We start from the raw sequence: 19,500 nt of genomic DNA, 5'->3' as shown, positions 1-19,500 counted from the left end.
TGATTGTTAGAGTGCAAACCTTCTTCTCGCAATATGAGAGGAAGGTGTTAACGTGAAGATCAATAATTGTTATCCATACAAGAGTTGTTGTAAATAAATGTCATACAGAGTGGCGATAAATGGATATGGGCGTATAGGGCAGTGTGTGCTCCGTGCGTTGTATGAGAATGGATATCGCGAGAAGATTCAAGTTGTCGCTATCAATGAGCTATCTGACATTGATACGATCGCTTATTTGACTCGATACGACTCTACACATGGCCGTTTTTCAGGCTCTGTCAATGTAAATGAGGGTCGGCTTTGCATCAAAAGTGGCAGTCGCTACAGCAATGCTGAATATGATAAAGATGCACATCACGATCATATTGAAGTGATTAGTCAAAAGTCCCCTGAAAAACTCCCTTGGAAAGCCTTAAATGTAGACCTTGTGTTGGAGTGTACTGGGGCGTTTGGCGACAGGGATGGCGCAGAAGCACATATCACCGCAGGCGCGGGTAAGGTGCTATTTTCACAACCTGCAGATGCTAATGTAGATAAAACCATTGTATATGGTATTAATCACGAATCGCTATCTAGTGCTGACCGCATCGTTTCCAATGCATCTTGCACGACTAACTGTATTGTTCCAGTTATTAAAGTGTTGCACGAGAAATTAGGTATTGAGCGAGGTACGATCACGACCATCCATTCAGCCATGAATGATCAGCCAACCATTGATGCGTATCACCATCAAGATTTACGCCGTACCCGTAGCGCAATGCATAACATTGTGCCGGTTGATACAGGGTTGGCAAAAGGCGTTGATCGACTACTCCCTGAAATGGAAGGTCGCTTTAGTGCTGTCGCGATCAGGGTGCCGACTATTAATGTATCGTTGCTCGACTTAACAATCAACGTCAGTCGAAATACCACTATTCAGGAAGTGAACCAAATATTATCAGGCGCCTCCCAAAATGGTTTAGGGGGTGTGTTAGGTTTTACTGAAGAGCCACTGGCTTCGTCTGATTTTAATCACGATTCACGATCGGGAATTGTTGATGGAAGTCAGACGCAAGTGAGTGATGGCAAGCTAGTGAAGGTATTGACCTGGTTTGATAATGAATGGGGGTTTGCTAACCGTATGCTAGATGTTGCATCGGTGTGGTTGGACTCTGCTAATAAGCGTTAACTATTGCTTGAAACTACCGTTAAAAATACTGTTTAAATTAGAGTACATGAGGATAAAGAATGGCGATCATCAAAATGACAGATCTTGATCTTGCAGGAAAGCGAGTATTGATCCGTGAAGATCTTAACGTCCCCGTTAAAGATGGCAAAGTCACCAGTGATGCACGTATTAGAGCGTCTTTACCCACCATTAAGTTGGCGGTAGAAGCCGGTGCAAAGGTGATGTTGATGACACATTTAGGTCGCCCCACGGAAGGCGAATTTGCAGAAGAGTTTTCATTAAAGCCTGTCGCTGAGCACTTGTCTGGTTTGTTAGGCCAACAAGTGGATGTGGTTGCAGACTGGCAGAACGGTGTTGATTTGCAAGACGGCCAAGTCGTGCTATTTGAAAATGTTCGATTTAATAAAGGCGAGAAGAAAGACGATGAGTCACTTTCTCGTGCTTATGCTGCATTATGTGATATCTACGTGATGGATGCGTTTGGTACGGCTCACCGAGCTCAAGCGTCAACTCACGGTGTAGGAAAGTACGCGCCTGTTGCTTGTGCGGGCCCATTATTGGCTGGCGAATTAGAAGCACTGGGTAAAGCGTTGGATAACCCAGCACGACCATTGGTCGCCATTGTCGGCGGTTCAAAGGTATCTACTAAGTTAACGGTTCTTGAGTCGCTATCTGATGTGGTTGATAAGATGATTGTTGGGGGCGGTATCGCGAACACGTTCTTAGCCGCAGCGGGTAACCCTGTTGGTAAGTCGCTTTGTGAACATGACTTGATTCCTAACGCCAAAGCATTGATGGCTAAAGTTGATGTGCCTGTGCCGACTGATGTTGTCGTGGGTAAGGCGTTCTCTGAAACAGCAGAGGCCACGCTTAAAGCCGCCGCTGACGTTGCTGAAGATGACATGATCTTTGATATTGGCCCAGACTCAGTTACCGCATTGGCTGCAACACTAAAAGAAGCTAAAACGATTATTTGGAATGGCCCTGTAGGGGTATTCGAATTCGACCAGTTTGGCGAAGGCACTAAAGCGCTTTCATTGGCGATTGCTGAAAGCGATGCTTTCTCGATTGCAGGTGGTGGCGATACCTTGGCAGCGGTTGATAAATACGACATCGCAGATAAAGTGTCTTATATATCTACAGGAGGCGGTGCGTTCCTTGAGTTTGTAGAAGGTAAAGTACTACCGGCTGTCGCGATGTTAGAAGCGCGCGGCACTAAGTAATGCATTGATAGAAATACGGTCATTCCCGCCTTCGCGAAGATGACAAGAAAATTGAGTAGCGAATTTTAGAGTGGGCACTGGCTAGTTTTTGTTACACTCTTTTTAATACATTGAATTAAACTTGCACGTATCATTACGTGGAAATAAATAAAAGGAAAAGCTCATGGCACTTATTAGCATGCGTCAGATGCTCGATCACGCAGCAGAATTTGGATATGGTGTACCCGCGTTCAACGTTAACAACCTTGAACAAATGCGCGCTATTATGGAAGCTGCAGACAAGACTAATAGTCCTGTTATTGTTCAGGCTTCTGCAGGCGCTCGCAGCTATGCAGGCGCACCCTTTTTAAGGCATCTTATTCTTGCAGCCATTGAAGAATTTCCGCATATCCCTGTTTGTATGCACCAGGATCACGGTACATCACCTGCGATCTGTCAGCGCTCGATTCAGTTGGGTTTCTCATCTGTCATGATGGACGGCTCGTTGATGGAAGACGGTAAAACGCCTGCTTCTTACGAGTACAATGTTGATGTAACACGTCGTACTGTGGATATGGCTCATGCCTGTGGTGTTTCGGTTGAAGGTGAGTTAGGTTGCCTGGGTTCTTTAGAAACAGGTCAGGCGGGTGAAGAAGATGGCGTTGGCGCAGAAGGTATATTGACGGCTGAGCAAATGCTGACAGACCCAGAAGAAGCAGCAGACTTCGTTGCGAAAACCGGTGTAGATGCATTGGCTATCGCTTGTGGTACTAGTCACGGCGCTTACAAATTTACACGTCCACCGACAGATGATATTTTGGCGATCGATCGTATTAAAGCGATTCACTCGCGTATCCCGAATACTCACCTTGTTATGCACGGCTCATCATCTGTGCCTCAAGAGTGGTTGGCGATTATTAATGAGTTTGGTGGTGAAATCCCAGAAACTTACGGTGTGCCAGTAGAGCAGATTGTTGAAGGTATTAAGCACGGTGTTCGTAAAGTAAATATCGATACCGACCTTCGTTTGGCTTCAACAGGTGCTATTCGTCGCTTTATGGGTAATAACCCATCAGAGTTTGACCCACGTAAATACCTAAAAGAGTCGGTTAAGGCGATGACTGAAATTTGTATTGCGCGTTATGATGCATTTGGTACATCAGGCAACGCAAGCAAGATTAAAGCAGACTCACTCGAAGTGATGTATAAGCGTTACGAAGCTGGCGAATTATAAGTCGGTCATAACGTATTAGCAGCAAAAAAAACCGTGTTAAATCACGGTTTTTTTTCGTCTGCGAAAATTCTTTATTGATTAGGCTGTTGTTGATGGGCAAACTAACCTGACGTTAGAATATACCCACTTACCACCCGAAAACTGCGAGATACTACCTTATGGATAAGCCGAGTAAACCTGCCAGGGATAAACTATTTTCATTTGCCTTGATCTTAATAGCGGGGTCGATTGCTTATTTCTCTTACTCGCTATTAAGTGTCAGTAAGCAAATACCCGCAATACTCGATCAAGTTAGTACTGTCAGCCAGCAAATTGATCGGACGACTCATAACATTGAGCCGATTCTCACGACCGTTCCCGACATTTTAGAGCGTGTGCCAGATATACTAAAAACCATTGATAAAACCACAGAATCAATCCCGCCCATTCTGGAAGAAACGGCTAAGGTTAGGGCATTAATTCCTGGGGTGCTGAGTGAAGTTGAAGCTGTTAGAGGCGCATTGCCTGCCATATTAGATCGAGTTGATACCCTTCAGAAGCAAGTGGCACAGTTACAAAAAGAGCTTCCTGTTATATTAAAGTCGGTAGAGGGTGTTACCGCGGTTGTGGGTGAAACCAATCAGCGGGTCGATAAAATTATTCCATTAGTTCCTAAGGTATTAGAAGAAGTTAAAACAACCCGTGGGGAAATTCCAGGGTATCTAACACGGGTTGAACATATTGTTGAAAACACCAAAGGTATTAGTGAAGAGGCAGGGAAAGGTGCGGTGACAGGTTTCTTTAAAGGAATTGTATCAACGCCTTTCGAATTATTAAAAGGGACGGAAGATAGGGTGCGTGCTAGCTTGAAAAATGAAGGCTTGCTAACCGATGAAGATTTCGAACTCGTTTATGAAGCTTCTGCAAAACTTTTACAGAACCAAGGTCAGAAGTTTCAGGCTTGGAGAAACCCCTCTAGTGGTAATGGCGGTAAGTTGACCGTAGTAAGAGGGTATCAATATAAAGGCCAAGAATGTAAAACAATACAGCTCTACTTCAAGACCGTGAATGGTAGTGAAGAAACAACAGATAACGACGTTTGTAAAAATAGTGAGGGTAAATGGGTCCCCGTGGATAAAAAATAAACCAGATCACTTATGTAGATAAAAATCCCTCTCATGCTTCTCTTCAAATGGCCGATAAGCTAATTAGACTAAACGCTTATCGCCGCCTTTTAGTAGAATTAGAGTAGGCCTACCTTTTCTCTAGTGGCGATTGTGGAGAGGAGAGAAACGTGAAAATTGACGCTAGTACTATTCAACTAACGGCTCAAGCTGCGCAATCTAGTAAGCTTGAGCAGCAAGAAAAATCCTCTATAAGGCTTTCTAGTGGCTCGCCTTCTGTTTCTGGAAACTCAGCAATCTCTGAGCATGAAGCAACGTACCAATATCATTCTAAAGACCGTTTATATTTATATTCAAATAGTCTTGTTTCTCGCGATGGTGACGCTTCAAACGAGTTCTCAAATAACCGATTGCTAACCGAAATGGTCGATGTTGCTTTAAGCGGCAAAGAAGCCATTCATGCGCTGACTATAAAAAATGGACAACCCGTAGGGCCTGCTATTCCTGGTTTTTCTGGGCAAGCGAAGATTGAAATGTCGCGTTATCAGTTTGTTTCTGAGTCACAGGATCTAGCGCTTAGTTCTAATGGTGTAATCAAAACTGAAGATGGCAGAGAGATCGATTTCTCGCTCTATCTTCAGTTAAACCAGCAAGCCACTTATGAAACCTCTGAATCATTTGTAATGGACGTTCAGCAGATGAGAGATCCCTTGGTGATAAATTTCGGTACTGATTCTGTCAGCTTAACTGACCAGTATTTTGAGTTTGACCTAGAAGGCGATGGAGCAGATGAGGTGATTGCGTCTCTTGCTTCGGGCAGTGGCTATTTAGTGTTAGATAAAAATGCGAATGGCATCGTTGATAACGGAACCGAGCTATTTGGTACGCGAACAGGGCAAGGCTTTGCTGAACTGGCGGAGTTTGACCATGATGGCAATCTATGGATAGATGAAAATGATGAGATCTTCTCACAGTTGAAAATATGGGTGGGTAATGAAAAGGGTGAACAGCAGCTTCAAACATTAAAAGAGGTCGGTGTAGGTGCAATATATTTGGGGCGTGCTGAAGGTCATTTTAATCTTCACTCGCCATCTGGTGCCGTGTTAGGTGATATAAAATCATCAGGACTCGTTTTAATGGAAGACGGTGAGGTCAGAACTATTCAAGAGATAGACCTAGTTGATCAGTCTGAGCCTGAGGTTGGAGCGCTGCAACTCAGCCCTATACCTATACCCATAGATGGTACTCTACTATCGAAGCGTGACGAACAGGCGCCGTCGGCAGACTTAAACGTTACCGTAATTAACAATGCACTCGAAAAGCTAGAAGAAATTCGAGCCCAGCAACGCGCTTATTCGGACAGTTTATTAGATAAAAAGCTTGAAGCCGGATCACCGTTGACAGAATTACTTAAAAAAATGGAAGAAATACGCCTAGAAATGCTTGAAAAACAGAGAGGAAACGCTGATCGTTTATACCGCGAATACGCCGCGAGGTTTTAGCGGGCGGGGAGTTATCAGCACTAGAGTAGCGATAAACCAAATGAAAGCAAAATGCTCACAATGGTCACTAAGATAACGCGCTCGGACGTACTCAAGCCAATTTTGGTGGCGGGCAAAGGTTCAAGATCTTGCATATTATTATATAGAATTCTATTTTGTGGGTTGTGTGCTAATTGTACCTCCTCTGATTCAGTGATGGGGGTTAGCAATTTGAAATTTTGTAAAAAATGGAGGGCGGTATACCTAGTTCACAATTTATTAATGCTGTGGTTATACCGCTTGGGCTTACCCATTATCTACCGCTATTCCCGCCTTTGCTTTGCGAGGATGACATAAAGCTGCATTGACAGTGTGTCAGGGTAGGAACTAGCTATGTACTCCCTTATTGTTTATTTCTTAATAGTAGATTGTTCAGGGTTAAGGATTTTAACCTCACGCTGAGGGAAGGGTATTTCGATACCATTTTCTTTTAACGTCTCTAGAATAATCAGCATCAAGTCTCCGCCGACTCTGTTTTTACCATCATCAACGCCATACATCCAAAACTCGACAAACATGTTGATGCCAGAGTCGCCAAAACTATCTATCTCACAGTCTGGACGCTCTTCAAATGGCACATCAGGGCCGCTTATAACTTGTTCATGTTCGGCTACGGCTACTTTGATAAATTCAACCATGCTGCGTACGTCTGTTGAATACGGCACAGAAAAATCGACACGAAACCTTTGCTTAGGATCTTTGTGAGTCCAGTTAACCATCAAAGAAGAAATGAACTTTTCGTTAGGTACTAAAATATCTTTCCCGTCGTAGGTTTCTAGTACGGTATAACGCATTCTAAATTCTCGAACAATGCCACTTCGGCCATCATCCAACTCTACAAAGTCGCCTACTGTCAGTGAGTGATCGAGTAAGATAATGATACCGGATATAAAGTTAGAGGCAATGGATTGTAAGCCTAACCCTAGCCCGACACCGAGTGCGCCACCAAATACGGCTAATGTGGCTAAATTGATCCCCATAATGTTGAGCAGTAGCAGTGCAACAATACAAAAAAGTACTACTTCAAATAGTTTGCTGAATACTTCTTTGGTCGGGACATCGAGCGATGGTTGTTTTCTAATGACTGCTTTGCCAAAGGTACTTGAGGCTCGGCCTAGCCAAAATAAGAAGCTGCCAAAAATCAGCACTCTGGTGACACCGTAAGCAGATATACTGATGTTACCGACGTCTAAAGATATTTCTTCAAGCGCCTTAACGACGGCAGGTAGCAAGCCTAATAAATGTAATATTAATATGGGTAATCCGATCCATCTGAACAAAGATGCAGCGAACGAATGCTGAACAAAAACACGTATCAAAGAATTGAAAAATAACAATACTGCAATACCTATGGCTGTTTCAATTAGCCAAGGTGTAAAGGCGAGACTTTTACCTGCCATTGTAGAAATTTGAAGGAGTATGATGGCTAATAGTGGAAATAAAATTCCGCCAACTCTAAAGGCTAGTTTACGCACAGGGTGAGCGCTATCTAATGGCTCATTACGAGTAAGGCCAACGTTACGCCTTATTTTATAAGCAACCGCAAACGACAATGCATAGATAACGGCAATAACAACCAGTTGAATATAAGTGCTGCTGTCACTGATTGCGAACTGAGCGGTTTTAAACAAGGATTCTAACGTTGTAGAAACTGGTTTTATGTCCATAGAGTGGTTGTTTCTTCTTATTGTGTATCGAGACTAAGGTTGCTGTTCAGTGACGCTTACTTGAAAGTGTAGTGCTATGTTTATGAGTTGTCACAAATAACTAACTATCGTTTTTCGATGACAGAGTCGATGTCCACCACCTTAATTTATGCGTTGTATGGCGCTGTAGCGATTAAGTATAGCTTGATACGCAAAATGGGGAGGGGCGTATTATTGAACTGCTCACGCCCCGATAACTATCTACGATTTACCTTTTTTCTTCTTAGTTGTTTTTGCTGCGGCTCGATTAGGGCCTCGGTTGCCGCTTTTTGCTGCATTTACTTTGTTTCGAATAATTTTGGTTTGCGTTGCCTTGTTTGTTCGGGCAGCGCGAGGGCTTTCTGCCAAGTTATTCCATAGTGTTTCTCGGCTACCTACCTCAAAACCAGGTAGGCTTTCACGCTCTATCGTGTAACCAATAAGGCGTTCTATATTATCAAGTACGCGCTCTTCCTCACGGCTTACAAATGAGATGGCCTGACCTTCTGCTCCCGCACGTCCTGTTCGCCCTATGCGGTGAACATAATCTTCTGCAAGGTAGGGTAGGTTGTAGTTAACGACATGCTCAAGACCTTGGATATCAAGCCCGCGAGCAGCGACTTCTGTTGATATGAGAACTTGAATTTTACCCGACTTAAAATCGGCTATTGCTCTACGGCGAGAGCCTTGGCTTTTATCACCGTGACAAAGTGCTACATCAAACTTTTCTTTTTTTAGCGTACGCATTAACGTATCTGCTTGCGCTTTTGTGCTGGTGAACACCAACACCTGAAACCAGTTGTATTTGTTAATGAGTTCTACAAACAGCTCGGCTTTGCGGCGCTCTTCAACAGGGTAAACAGTGTGCTTAACCGTATCGGCAGTGGCATTCTGTTTCGCGACACTCACCACTTCATGGTTAACTAATAGCTTGTGTGCAAGCTCGTTAACGGATTTGGATAAGGTGGCAGAAAATAATAATGTTTGGCGCTTCTTAGGTGCTTTTTGAAGCAGAGATTGCACATCTGCAATAAACCCCATATCTAGCATTCTGTCGGCTTCATCCAGTACTACATATTCAACCTTAGAAAGGTTAACGTTGCACTGTTCAATATGCTCTAGCAAGCGCCCAGGTGTTGAAATAAGGATATCGACACCGGCGTTAAGTTTTTTCTGCTGGCCGCTCATTTTCACGCCGCCATAGAGGGCGATGACTGAAAGCGGTAAGAACTGTGCGTAGCGCTTAATGGTGTCTGCTAATTGTTCGGCAAGTTCGCGGGTCGGCGTTAGAATTAGTGCACGCGTATTACCCGATAATGTTGGTTTTGGGTTGTCGTGCAGCCGTTGTAGAATGGGTATAGCGAATGCAGCGGTTTTGCCGGTCCCCGTTTGGGCATTAGCTAAAATGTCGCGGCCTCGTCGAGCAGGAATAATTGCGCGCTCTTGAATCGGGGTCATCTGACTGTAACCACAGGCATCAAGGGCTTGCTGAATTTCAGGAGCCAAATCTAAAGATGAAAATATCATGAAAAATCCTATGTAAATCGCGTACAGTCAAAATTGAAAGGGAATTATAAAGGATTTCGTCTCGCTTAGTGAGATCATTTCACTTCAGAGCGGAATGTTATTTAAGCGAGTCAATAAAATAGAGAACTTCTAGCGCTGGATATCTATAAATATCCCTAATCAGGCTGTTCTAGGGCTATTTCAAGATGATATTATTTCGCCATTAGTCTGACTTTGGGGTAGGCTAGTCGAACTTTCAAATATACCCTGTAATTGTTGAATATTGTTTATGACACAAGAATGGACTCGGAGTAGGTTAATTGCTGGAATGCCAGTCTTTGACTTTAAAAATCTCCCTGAATTGACTGAAGAAGCAAAGCGATACTGCCGATATTATCAGATCGATTTTTGCGATACGCTGCCCGATGTAAATCACTATTTAGGGAGTTTTGATTCGCTTGGTTATCGTATGGCGATGCATTACTACCTGCCAAAAACGATAAAGGGAACGGTGTTTATTTTTCATGGCTATTTTGATCATGTGGGGCTTTATGGGCACCTCATTAAACACTGCCTTGAGCAAAACCTAGCCGTTATTGCCTATGATCTGCCAGGCCATGGTTTATCGTCTGGTCGACCGACGGCGATTAAATCGTTTGATGATTATCAGTTAGCCTTAAAAAGCTGCGTAACACTTTGCCAAGACAATATAACCGCTCCTTTTTATGGTATTGGTCAGAGTACAGGTGGCGCGGTGTTGATTGATCATTTGTTAAATCGTACCCAGCAGTTTGCTGAACCGTTTTTTGAAAAGGTGGTTTTGCTGGCGCCATTGGTCAGACCGATGGGGTGGAAGGGCGCATTATTTATGCACTCTGTCGTAGGGCCTTTTATTAGTACTTGGAAGCGTGTTTTTTCAGAAAATAGTAATGATCCAGTGTTTATCAAATTTCTAAAAAAACATGACCCGCTGCAGTCGCGAATAATGTCTATTGAGTGGATTACGGCTTTACGATTGTGGATAAGAGCGATAGAAAGTACCGGCTCTATAAAAGGCCATGTCTCAATTGTTCAGGGTAAACGAGATATGACCGTAGACTGGCGTCACAATATTACGGTTCTACAACAGAAATTTTCTGAGGTAGATGTACATTATCTGCCCAAAGGGCGACATCATTTAGTGAATGAGTCCGAAGAAATACGACAGGACGTTTTCAATTATATTGATGGTGTATTAGCATCGTCTTAACGTGAATCGATTAAACTAAAAATTAGTAACCATTAGGAGGTTGTAGAGTAATGATTCGGAAGGGATTAAGTATTGCAATAGTATCTGTGTTGGCATCGGGTTGTATGACATACGACCCTTACACAGGTGAAGAAAAAGTGTCTAGTGCAACGACTGGCGCTGCTATTGGTGCATTAGCGGGTGCTGCGATTGGTGTTGCTTCTTCAAGCAAAAAAGACCGTGGTAAGGGTGCCTTGATTGGTGCTGCTGCAGGCGGCGCAATGGGAGGCGGTATTGGTTATTACATGGACCAGCAAGAAGCTAAACTACGTCACCAGCTGCAAGGTTCAGGTGTACAGGTTGCTCGTTCTGGCGATGAGATTACACTGATCATGCCTGGCAACATTACCTTTGATACCGGTAAGTCTAATATAAAAAGTAACTTTACAGATGTGTTAGCGTCAGTGGCGGTTGTGTTGAAGGAGTTTGATGAGACGGCTATACAGGTTGAAGGTCATACCGACTCAACGGGTTCGTTAAGCTTAAATCAGACGTTAAGTGAGCAACGTGCTAATAGTGTTAAGTACTTCTTGCAGACCCAAGAAATTCCATCAGGACGCATACATGCATCCGGTCTTGGACCTCGTTACCCAATTGCGAGCAACAGTTCGGCTGCAGGTCGTGAAGCAAATCGACGTGTAGAGTTGAAATTATTACCATTGAAGTAATAATTAATCGTTGAGTAATAAAAAAGGGGCTTTAGAGCCCCTTTTTTGTACCTGTTTGATTAAAAGCAGCCTAGTAAAGTACGCGACAACGGATCGTACCTTTAACCGCCTTTAACTTTTCTAGCGCTAGAGTGCTGTACTCTTTGTCTACTTCAACAACTACATAACCGACTTTTTCATTGGTCTGTAGGTACTGACCACCGATGTTGATGTCGTTATCAGAGAAGACTTTGTTAATTTCTGAAAGAACGCCGGGTACATTCTCGTGAATATGCAGCAAACGGTGCTTAGAAGGGTGTGCAGGTAACGCTACCTCAGGGAAGTTAACCGATGATACGGTAGTACCTGTGTCACTGTAGGTTGATAGCTTTTCAGCTACTTCAACACCAATGTTCTCTTGAGCTTCCATGGTGCTACCACCGACATGAGGCGTAAGAATAACATTGTCTAAACCACGTAATGGAGAAACAAATTCCTCTTTGTTTGATTTAGGTTCAACAGGGAATACATCAATCGCTGCACCCAATAGCTTCTTGCTTTTAATCGCTTCAGCTAGAGCTTCAATATCAACAACCGTGCCGCGCGCAGCGTTCATAAGAATGCTATCTTGCTTCATTTGCTCAAACTGTTCAGCACCAAACATATATTTAGTGGCAGGTGTTTCAGGAACATGAAGGCTGACAATGTCAGAGATTTCAAGCAACTCTTTTAATGTCCCTACTTGAGTGGCATTTCCTAGCGGTAGCTTTGTAACGACATCATAAAAGTAAACTTTCATACCGAGTGATTCAGCTAAAACACTAAACTGAGTGCCGATGCTTCCGTAGCCGATAATACCGAGTTTCTTACCACGGATTTCATAGCTGTTTACAGCTGATTTTAACCAACCACCACGATGACAAACTGCGTTTTTCTCTGGCACACCGCGTAGCAACAAAATCGCTTGAGCTAATACAAGCTCAGCGACACTACGAGTGTTTGAGAACGGTGCGTTAAATACAGGAACCCCTTTCGAAAGGGCTGCTAATAGATTCACCTGATTGGTTCCGATACAGAAACAACCTACTGCAATTAGCTTTTTAGCCGCGGCAAAAACATTCTCTGTGAGCTGCGTACGTGAACGAATACCAATGAAGTGAACATCTTTAATCTTTTCGATCAACTCTTCTTCTGAAAGAGAAGTCGTCAAGTATTCGATATTGGTATAGCCAGCAGCATTCAAGGTGTCGACGGCGGATTGGTGAAGCCCTTCAAGAAGAAGGAATTTAATCTTGCTCTTATCGAGTGACGTCGTAGTCATGATGTTTGATTAACCTTTGCATGGTAGGAAGCAATAGAATCAGGCTGGCTGGAGAAATAAAAATGACTAATTGAAGAAATTTTCATTGAAATAGCAAGCCGAGATCAACAGAATAAGCGCGATATGATACCATAATTAGCAGTGAGTGCACGGCATCAAATATAGAGTCGGCGTGATTTTAATCAAGACACCGCTATTTTTAGCAAGATTTTTGTGAATTAAAGGTTTCGAGAGAACTATGGCCCCAGAGCAGATGATTGAAGAGCTAAAAAACTTGGTTGATGAAGGTAAAGTAAGAGTTGATGAAGACTCATTGCAGACCTTTGGCAAAGACTGGACAAAAATCCATGAGCCTAAGCCTTTAGCGATTGTGTTCCCGAAGAGCACGGAGCAAGTGCAGTCTGTGGTTAAGTTTGCTAATAAGCACAATATCGGGCTTGTACCTTCAGGCGGTCGAACAGGACTCAGTGCTGGCGCGGTTGCCACTAATGGCGAAATAGTTGTGTCGTTTGATTACATGAATCAAATCCTTGATTTTAGTGCCAGTGATCGCACGGTTAAGTGTCAGTCGGGCGTTATTACTCAACAACTACAAGACTACGCCGAGCAGCAAGGGCTTTATTACCCTGTGGACTTCGCTTCTGCAGGTTCAAGCCAGTTAGGTGGAAATCTATCTACTAATGCAGGTGGTATTAAGGTGATTCGTTATGGCATGAGCCGTGACTGGGTTTCAGGGCTTAAAGTTGTGACCGGTAATGGCGATATCCTTGAGCTGAACAAAGACCTTGAGAAAAACAATACCGGCTATGATATTCGCCATTTGTTCATTGGTGCCGAAGGAACTCTCGGTTTTATTACCGAAGCAACGATGAAACTAACGCGTCAACCGACAAACCTTACAGTTCTGGTTTTAGGTTTAAGCGACTTAACCAATACCATGGATGTTCTTCAGACCTTCCAGCAGCAGATCGACTTAACCGCGTATGAATTTTTCTCTCACCAAGCGATGGGGCACGTATTGGCTCATGGTGATGTTCAAGCACCGTTTGAAGGTGAAGCGCCCTACTATGCATTGCTAGAGTTTGAAGCAATTTCAGATGACGTGATGGACGACGCTATGGCCTTGTTTGAAAAGTGCGTAGAAGAGGGTTGGGTTGTTGACGGCGTGATCAGTCAAAGCGAAACACAGGCACAAAACTTGTGGCGTTTGCGCGAAGGTATTTCAGAGTCTATTGCGCCCCATACACCGTACAAAAATGATATTTCGGTCGTGGTGTCTAAAGTGCCTCAGTTTTTACAAGAAATTGATGCGGTCGTTACAGAGCATTACCCTGATTTTGAAATTATCTGGTTTGGTCACATCGGCGATGGAAACTTACACCTCAATATTCTTAAACCTGCAGATCTTGCAAAAGAAGATTTTTTCGAGAAGTGCCTACAAGTGAATAAGTGGGTATTCGAAATCGTCGAAAAGTATAACGGCAGTGTTTCTGCTGAGCACGGTGTAGGCTTAACTAAAAAAGATTATTTGAGCTACACCCGAAGCCCTATTGAGATTGAATATATGAAGGGAATCAAGCGTGTGTTTGATCCGAACAATATCATGAACCCAGGGAAAGTGATCGACCTATAAAGACCTGCCCGGGTGAGTCCTGCTCACCCGGAATACCTTCAAATGGAGATGTTATGGCCTACCAACATCAGTTTTCTGATGGCGCAAAATTTGAACCCCCACTAGGTAAGGTTGTTTGTGTGGGGCGTAATTATGCCGAGCATGCAAAAGAACTTAATAACCCCATCCCATCGACCCCCATTCTTTTTATAAAACCAGCGACGACGGTGACACCTTTCTCTGAAGCAATCACATTGCCAAAAGGAAAGGGAGACACGCACTATGAAGTTGAATTAGCGATCCTGATCGGCAAACCGTTAACGGACGTTAGAGAAGATAATGGCGGTGCTGAAAAAATTAAAGAGGCGATTGCAGGTTACGGGTTGGCTTTGGATTTGACGCTGCGAGACTTGCAGGGCGAATTAAAAGCTAAAGGACATCCCTGGGAGATTGCCAAAAGCTTTGATGGTGCTTGCCCGTTATCCGTTTTTGTAAGCCCTGACGCCATACAAAACTCAGATAATATTGAGTTTTCATTAAGTATTAATGGCAAGCTGCGTCAGCATGGTCATACTAATGAGATGATTACAGCGGTAACGCCGTTAATAGCCTATATTAGCCAGCACTTTACACTAGAGCCGGGGGATGTAGTGCTAACAGGTACGCCTGCTGGAGTAGGGCTTTTGCCGTCTGGTGCTAAACTGGCTGCAAGTCTAGAATCTGTCTTGTATATTGAGACAGTCGTTAAGTAATAGACGCTAATTAATAGACTCTGTCGGATAATAACGCTATGGCTAAGAAATCAGTGACGACCCGAACTGGGCGCTTTATGAAGCTAGCAGGCATGACCGCTAGCGTCGCGGGCCGCTATGCGTCAGAAAAGGTGAGAAGTAGCTTTAGTTCTGATGACGAGAAAGAAGACCGCCGCTCGAAAACCTACGATAAAATGGCAAATGATATCGTATCGACACTAGGAGAGTTAAAGGGCGCCGTGATGAAGGTCGGGCAAATTGCCTCGCAAACGCAAGATTTCTTACCGAAAGAGTTCTCATCTGCGCTACAAAAGCTTCAAAAAGAAGCCCCTCCAATGGACTTCTCGCTTATTCGTCAGCAGATAAAAGATGAGCTTGGCGCAGAACCTGAAGCTATTTTTGACACGTTTGACCAAGAACCATATGCCGCTGCGTCGATAGGACAAGTACATCGAGCAAAAACTAAAGACGGGCGTGAAGTTATTGTAAAGGTTCAATATCCTGGGGTTGATAAATCTTGTGATTCAGATCTAAAGCAGCTGAGAATGACCCTTAAACTGGGTGGCTTGCTTAAAATACCCAAAGAAAGCGTAGACCAATTATTTCAAGAGATACTCGAGCGGCTACATGAAGAGCTGGATTATCAAAACGAAGCTACAAACATAAAGCGGTTTCAAGAATTTCATAAGGATGACGAAGGGCTTATAATCCCAACCGTGCTTGATGAGTTATCGACACGCCGGATATTGACGATGGAGTTGGTAGAAGGGGATCACTTAAGTGAGCTTGATCGGTCTATATATACCCAAGATGTCATTAACCTAATCGGTCATCGCATCTTCACGACCATGGCAGACCAACTGTTTAAATTTCAGTGTATTCACGGCGACCCGCATGCTGGAAATTTCGCTTTCCGCCCAGACGGCACCGTCATCATGTACGATTTTGGCTGTGTTAAGCAGCTAAAGCCAGAAATTGTGACAGCCTACAAAGCCGCGCTTAATGCGGGTATTGGCAAAGACTACAAACTACTTGATAAACGCTTGATTGAATTGGGTGTCAGAGTAGAAGGAAAACCCGCTTTGGATGAAGGGTATTACGCAATGTGGCGTGATATTTTTATCACACCCTTTGAGCATAAAGATGAAATTTACGATTTCGCACAAGCGAGTTTGCACACTAAAGTCGCGTCAAAAGCCCCGACGGTATTTAAGCACCTAGACTCTTTTAAGCCTCCAGTAGAAAGCCTGTTTATTGACCGTTTAATTGCAGGACATTACTGGATGATGAAAAATTTAGGTGTACAAGCGGCATTTAGAAATGAATTAGAAGCGTATTTGAAATAGAAATACAGCATTCATAACTAAGAAAGTTTGATTATTATACTTATGTGGTCATCCCCGTTAATATAATGGCATTAGTTTTTCAGCGCGCCTATTGGTGGCGGCACCTAGCCAAAATAGCGGTTAGATCTATTCTTTTTATCGGAACAATTTGTGGATTCAAGTAACGAAAAACGGCTTAATAAATATATCAGCGAGTCTGGTTTTTGCTCTCGCCGTGAGGCTGATAAGCTCATTGAAAACAATAGAGTGACCATTAATGGCAAACTCCCAGAACTAGGCACAAAGGTCGCACCTGGCGACGAGGTGTTGGTTGATGGACGGCGCATAAAAGCAAGCGCCGATAACAAGTCTGATCGTGTCTATATTGCGTACAACAAACCGATCGGCATTACCTGCACCACCGAGCATAGAGTCAAAGGTAATATCATTGATGATATACGCCATAAACAGCGAATTTTCCCCATTGGACGGCTAGATAAACCCTCAGAAGGTTTAATATTTCTGACCAGTGATGGCGATATTGTTAATAAAATACTAAGAGCTGAAAATGCTCACGATAAAGAATACATCGTCACCGTCGATAAACCGTTGAGTGAGCGCTTTGTTGAACGGATGTCACGTGGTGTCCCGATACTCGATACGGTCACTAAACCTTGTAAAGTGACCATTCAAAGTCGATTTGTTTTTAAAATCATACTCACTCAAGGGCTCAATCGTCAGATTCGTCGCATGTGTGAGTACCTCGGCTACGAAGTCACAAAACTAAAACGTACCCGTATTATGTCAGTCCACTTGGGCAACTTAAAGGTAGGGCAGTGGCGCAACTTAACCGATGAGGAAATGGCTGAAATAAACCAAGCAGTGGCCTCTTCAAATAAAACCCCTTCAGTGTCGAATACCACAGAGTTGCAATCCGAAACCGCTTCAAACCAGCCTACCAAACCCAAGAAGGACGACGGGAAACGTAACCCTCGATCAACGAGGTCAGAATCGAAGACTGCAAAGCCAAGATCAAAAAAAAGCACAGCTAAGCCTCGTGTCTCGAATGGTCGGTCGAAGCCTAAACCGAATTCAAAGCAGGTTAGAGGTAAGCGAGGAGTAAAGTAGCGGGCTATAGCGCGCACTTACCACCACTGCTTCGTACAAGAATGCTTTGAAAAAAGATTGCGTTATGGGCGATATATATTAGTAAGAATATATATCGCGGGTTGATGTGTCATCCTTGGCCACCTAATTCAATTTTAGATGCCAGGGGTTAGTGGATTCCCGCCTGCGCGGGAATGATGCGAGGAGTGGGGCATACGCTGGAATGACAAACACAGGGGGGGCATTATCAGCTCTTATTAAGCTTATTCTTGCGCAGTCTGTTTTGTCGTCGGGCTATTTTTCTTCCCTCGGTGAACTCCAGTACTTTAGTGTGGACACCTCGTGTGAATGTTTTGGTCTGCCCCTCTAACAAGTCAACGCCATATAGTATGGTAACTACCAATATTGATAGTTTAACCGCAGCGATTAGTGACCCCGTTGAGATTATGACGCCAATCGCAGCCAGTACCCAAATTGATGCGGCGGAGGTTACACCTACCACGACACCTTCTTTAGAGAGCATGACGCCTGCACCTAAAAAACCTATCCCGGTGATAACTTGTCCCACCACTCGAGATGGATCCATGGTCCCGCCTTCAAGCATGAAGGCGGTGGATAAGAATAAGTAGGTGCCTAGGATTATTAATGCTGATGTTCTGATCCCAACAGGCTTGCCTCTCAACTGGCGCTCAAGACCAATAATAGAACCGCAAAAAATAGCGGTTCCTATAGAAGGCCAGTCATAAGGGGATATATCAAATAAAAATGTCCAATTCATTTAAGATTGCTCATTAATCTATAGTCTTCGTATATAACGGTAGTCTATCAAGTTTACTTCGAGTTTAGGTTGGCTAATAAAGTTAACGCTTTTATAAAGGCACTAACGGACTCTAAAGGTGCTGACTCAGAGAGTGTATGGTAGCCAGAGGTGGGAATCTGTAATGTGGTCCCATCAACTAAGCCGTTAGACGATGAAATAATTCGTCCCATTTCAGTTGAGCCAATTGAATGAGGCTCTTCTCCTTTAGCTATTAGCTCGACATTTTTTTGTTCAACGTATTGATCTTTAAATTGATAGCTAATGCCATTTTCTTCACACAAAGACACGAGTTTGCCTGTTAGTTCTTTATTAAAAGATGCGTTGGCATCTTTGTTTCGTAATACCAAATGCTGCTTTTTAGCCGTTTCCAAGTCTGGATAGGGGCTGGTATCGACCACGATGAGTCGGTTAGTTGAACTGCCAAAGCGACGGAACCATTCTAGTAAATAACGCCAGCTCTTGCCTGCTTCTTCTTGGGCGGTGAAAAACATTGTGCCCTGAAACCCCATCTCAAACATATACACTAAGGCTGCTGCGGTAAGTACGTTATCTAATTGGCCAACGAGCGCTTCGTCAGTCATTTTTAATCTGTCGGTAAATGCAACCGGTGTACCGGCGACAAGGTGTTCCATTCCTTTGAGTTCGAAGATCAGGTTGTTCCGGTATTCGCAGATATAGGTACGATCAATGACGCCTTGTCCTCGATAGGCACCTGACCAGGGTTCGTAAGCAAATACGGTTTCAGACGCAAAACGGTCGACAATTTTTTTCATTAATAGTTCGCCAACGGAGTTGCCTAACAAGTCTGAGCGAGCACCGGCGACAAATGCGGCATACTGAAATTCGTTTGGGCCTGTACACATCAACCCATGGCGATCAATATGCGCTGAAAACATGACACTATCTGGTTTATTGCCCTGAGCGACCAAGACGCCTTCATACCAACTAACCTTTGCGCCACGTTCTTCTAGTTCACGCTGTAATACGCGGAAAAAAGAATGTTCTGCCCCAACCACACTCGGTGTTCGTATGAGTGAAGTTAATAATTCAATAAATGAAGAGGGGAGTTGCGTTCCAGTTAAAGCGTTGCTCATTGTTAGTCAGTCCAGGTCATGTTTATCAAAAAGGGTTGTTGCTGGGTTGATGCTTGCTACATCATGAATTGACGGTCTGGGCGTCCCAACTAAAA

The 19,500-nt window shown here is 43.7% G+C and carries 16 protein-coding genes; 11 read left to right on the top strand and 5 right to left on the bottom strand.

The features are described from left to right. Nucleotides 1–97 precede the first annotated feature (97 nt). The 5 genes from gap to NKI27_RS15310 all read left to right on the top strand — a co-directional run bounded on the left by gap (nt 98) and on the right by NKI27_RS15310 (nt 6,209). Nucleotides 98–1,168 carry a type I glyceraldehyde-3-phosphate dehydrogenase gene (gene gap / locus NKI27_RS15330; RefSeq protein WP_265046910.1) on the top strand — a complete coding sequence of 357 codons (1,071 nt, stop codon included), beginning with the start codon at nt 98–100 and terminating at the stop codon, nt 1,166–1,168. Between the two features lie 59 nt (nt 1,169–1,227). After that, entirely contained in the window at nt 1,228–2,391 is a 1,164-nt protein-coding gene (locus NKI27_RS15325) for a phosphoglycerate kinase (RefSeq protein WP_265046909.1), read from the top strand. Between the two features lie 163 nt (nt 2,392–2,554). Further along, nucleotides 2,555–3,604, top strand: a complete 1,050-nt coding sequence (fba, locus tag NKI27_RS15320) for a class II fructose-bisphosphate aldolase (RefSeq protein WP_265046908.1) — start codon at nt 2,555–2,557, stop codon at nt 3,602–3,604. A 158-nt stretch (nt 3,605–3,762) separates the two neighbouring features. Beyond that, nucleotides 3,763–4,728 (top strand): hypothetical protein, encoded by a 966-nt coding sequence (locus tag NKI27_RS15315; RefSeq protein ID WP_265046907.1) that lies wholly within the window; start codon nt 3,763–3,765, stop codon nt 4,726–4,728. A gap of 149 nt (nt 4,729–4,877) precedes the next feature. Continuing rightward, complete coding sequence (locus NKI27_RS15310) at nt 4,878–6,209, top strand: hypothetical protein (protein ID WP_265046906.1); 1,332 nt, start codon at nt 4,878–4,880, stop codon at nt 6,207–6,209. A gap of 389 nt (nt 6,210–6,598) precedes the next feature. On the opposite strand, the gene NKI27_RS15305 is transcribed toward NKI27_RS15310, so the two are convergent. After that, a complete protein-coding gene (locus tag NKI27_RS15305; protein WP_265046905.1) occupies nt 6,599–7,915 on the bottom strand; it encodes a mechanosensitive ion channel family protein in 1,317 nt (438 codons plus the stop codon). A gap of 240 nt (nt 7,916–8,155) precedes the next feature. Continuing rightward, on the bottom strand, nt 8,156–9,460 hold the full coding sequence (locus tag NKI27_RS15300; RefSeq protein ID WP_265046904.1) for a DEAD/DEAH box helicase: 1,305 nt from the start codon (nt 9,458–9,460) through the stop codon (nt 8,156–8,158). A 307-nt stretch (nt 9,461–9,767) separates the two neighbouring features. On the opposite strand from NKI27_RS15300, the gene NKI27_RS15295 reads away from it, so the two are divergent. Continuing rightward, on the top strand, nt 9,768–10,688 hold the full coding sequence (locus NKI27_RS15295) for an alpha/beta hydrolase (RefSeq protein WP_265046903.1): 921 nt from the start codon (nt 9,768–9,770) through the stop codon (nt 10,686–10,688). A 50-nt stretch (nt 10,689–10,738) separates the two neighbouring features. Further along, nucleotides 10,739–11,395, top strand: coding sequence for an OmpA family protein (locus tag NKI27_RS15290; RefSeq protein ID WP_265046902.1), 657 nt, complete (start codon nt 10,739–10,741; stop codon nt 11,393–11,395). Nucleotides 11,396–11,465: 70 nt separating this feature from the next. On the opposite strand, the gene serA is transcribed toward NKI27_RS15290, so the two are convergent. Continuing rightward, nucleotides 11,466–12,695: a phosphoglycerate dehydrogenase gene (gene serA, locus NKI27_RS15285; RefSeq protein ID WP_265046901.1), complete on the bottom strand. Its 1,230-nt coding sequence runs from the start codon at nt 12,693–12,695 to the stop codon at nt 11,466–11,468. Nucleotides 12,696–12,933: 238 nt separating this feature from the next. Between serA and NKI27_RS15280 the strand changes: the two genes are divergently transcribed. The 4 genes from NKI27_RS15280 (at nt 12,934) to rluF (ending at nt 17,512) form a co-directional block, all read left to right on the top strand. Further along, nucleotides 12,934–14,328, top strand: a complete 1,395-nt coding sequence (locus NKI27_RS15280) for an FAD-binding oxidoreductase (RefSeq protein ID WP_265046900.1) — start codon at nt 12,934–12,936, stop codon at nt 14,326–14,328. 53 nt (nt 14,329–14,381) lie between these two features. After that, on the top strand, nt 14,382–15,059 hold the full coding sequence (locus NKI27_RS15275; protein ID WP_265046899.1) for a fumarylacetoacetate hydrolase family protein: 678 nt from the start codon (nt 14,382–14,384) through the stop codon (nt 15,057–15,059). Between the two features lie 38 nt (nt 15,060–15,097). Next, nucleotides 15,098–16,405, top strand: coding sequence for an ABC1 kinase family protein (locus tag NKI27_RS15270; RefSeq protein WP_265046898.1), 1,308 nt, complete (start codon nt 15,098–15,100; stop codon nt 16,403–16,405). Between the two features lie 150 nt (nt 16,406–16,555). Continuing rightward, nucleotides 16,556–17,512: a 23S rRNA pseudouridine(2604) synthase RluF gene (gene rluF, locus NKI27_RS15265; RefSeq protein WP_265046897.1), complete on the top strand. Its 957-nt coding sequence runs from the start codon at nt 16,556–16,558 to the stop codon at nt 17,510–17,512. A 226-nt stretch (nt 17,513–17,738) separates the two neighbouring features. On the opposite strand, the gene NKI27_RS15260 is transcribed toward rluF, so the two are convergent. Then, nucleotides 17,739–18,269: an MgtC/SapB family protein gene (locus NKI27_RS15260; RefSeq protein ID WP_265046896.1), complete on the bottom strand. Its 531-nt coding sequence runs from the start codon at nt 18,267–18,269 to the stop codon at nt 17,739–17,741. A gap of 53 nt (nt 18,270–18,322) precedes the next feature. Continuing rightward, nucleotides 18,323–19,405, bottom strand: coding sequence for a peptidase M42 (locus NKI27_RS15255; protein WP_265046895.1), 1,083 nt, complete (start codon nt 19,403–19,405; stop codon nt 18,323–18,325). Nucleotides 19,406–19,500: the final 95 nt, after the last annotated feature.

Source organism: Alkalimarinus alittae (assembly GCF_026016465.1).
Classification (GTDB): domain Bacteria; phylum Pseudomonadota; class Gammaproteobacteria; order Pseudomonadales; family Oleiphilaceae; genus Alkalimarinus; species Alkalimarinus alittae.
This window is presented reverse-complemented; position numbering and strand designations above follow the sequence as displayed.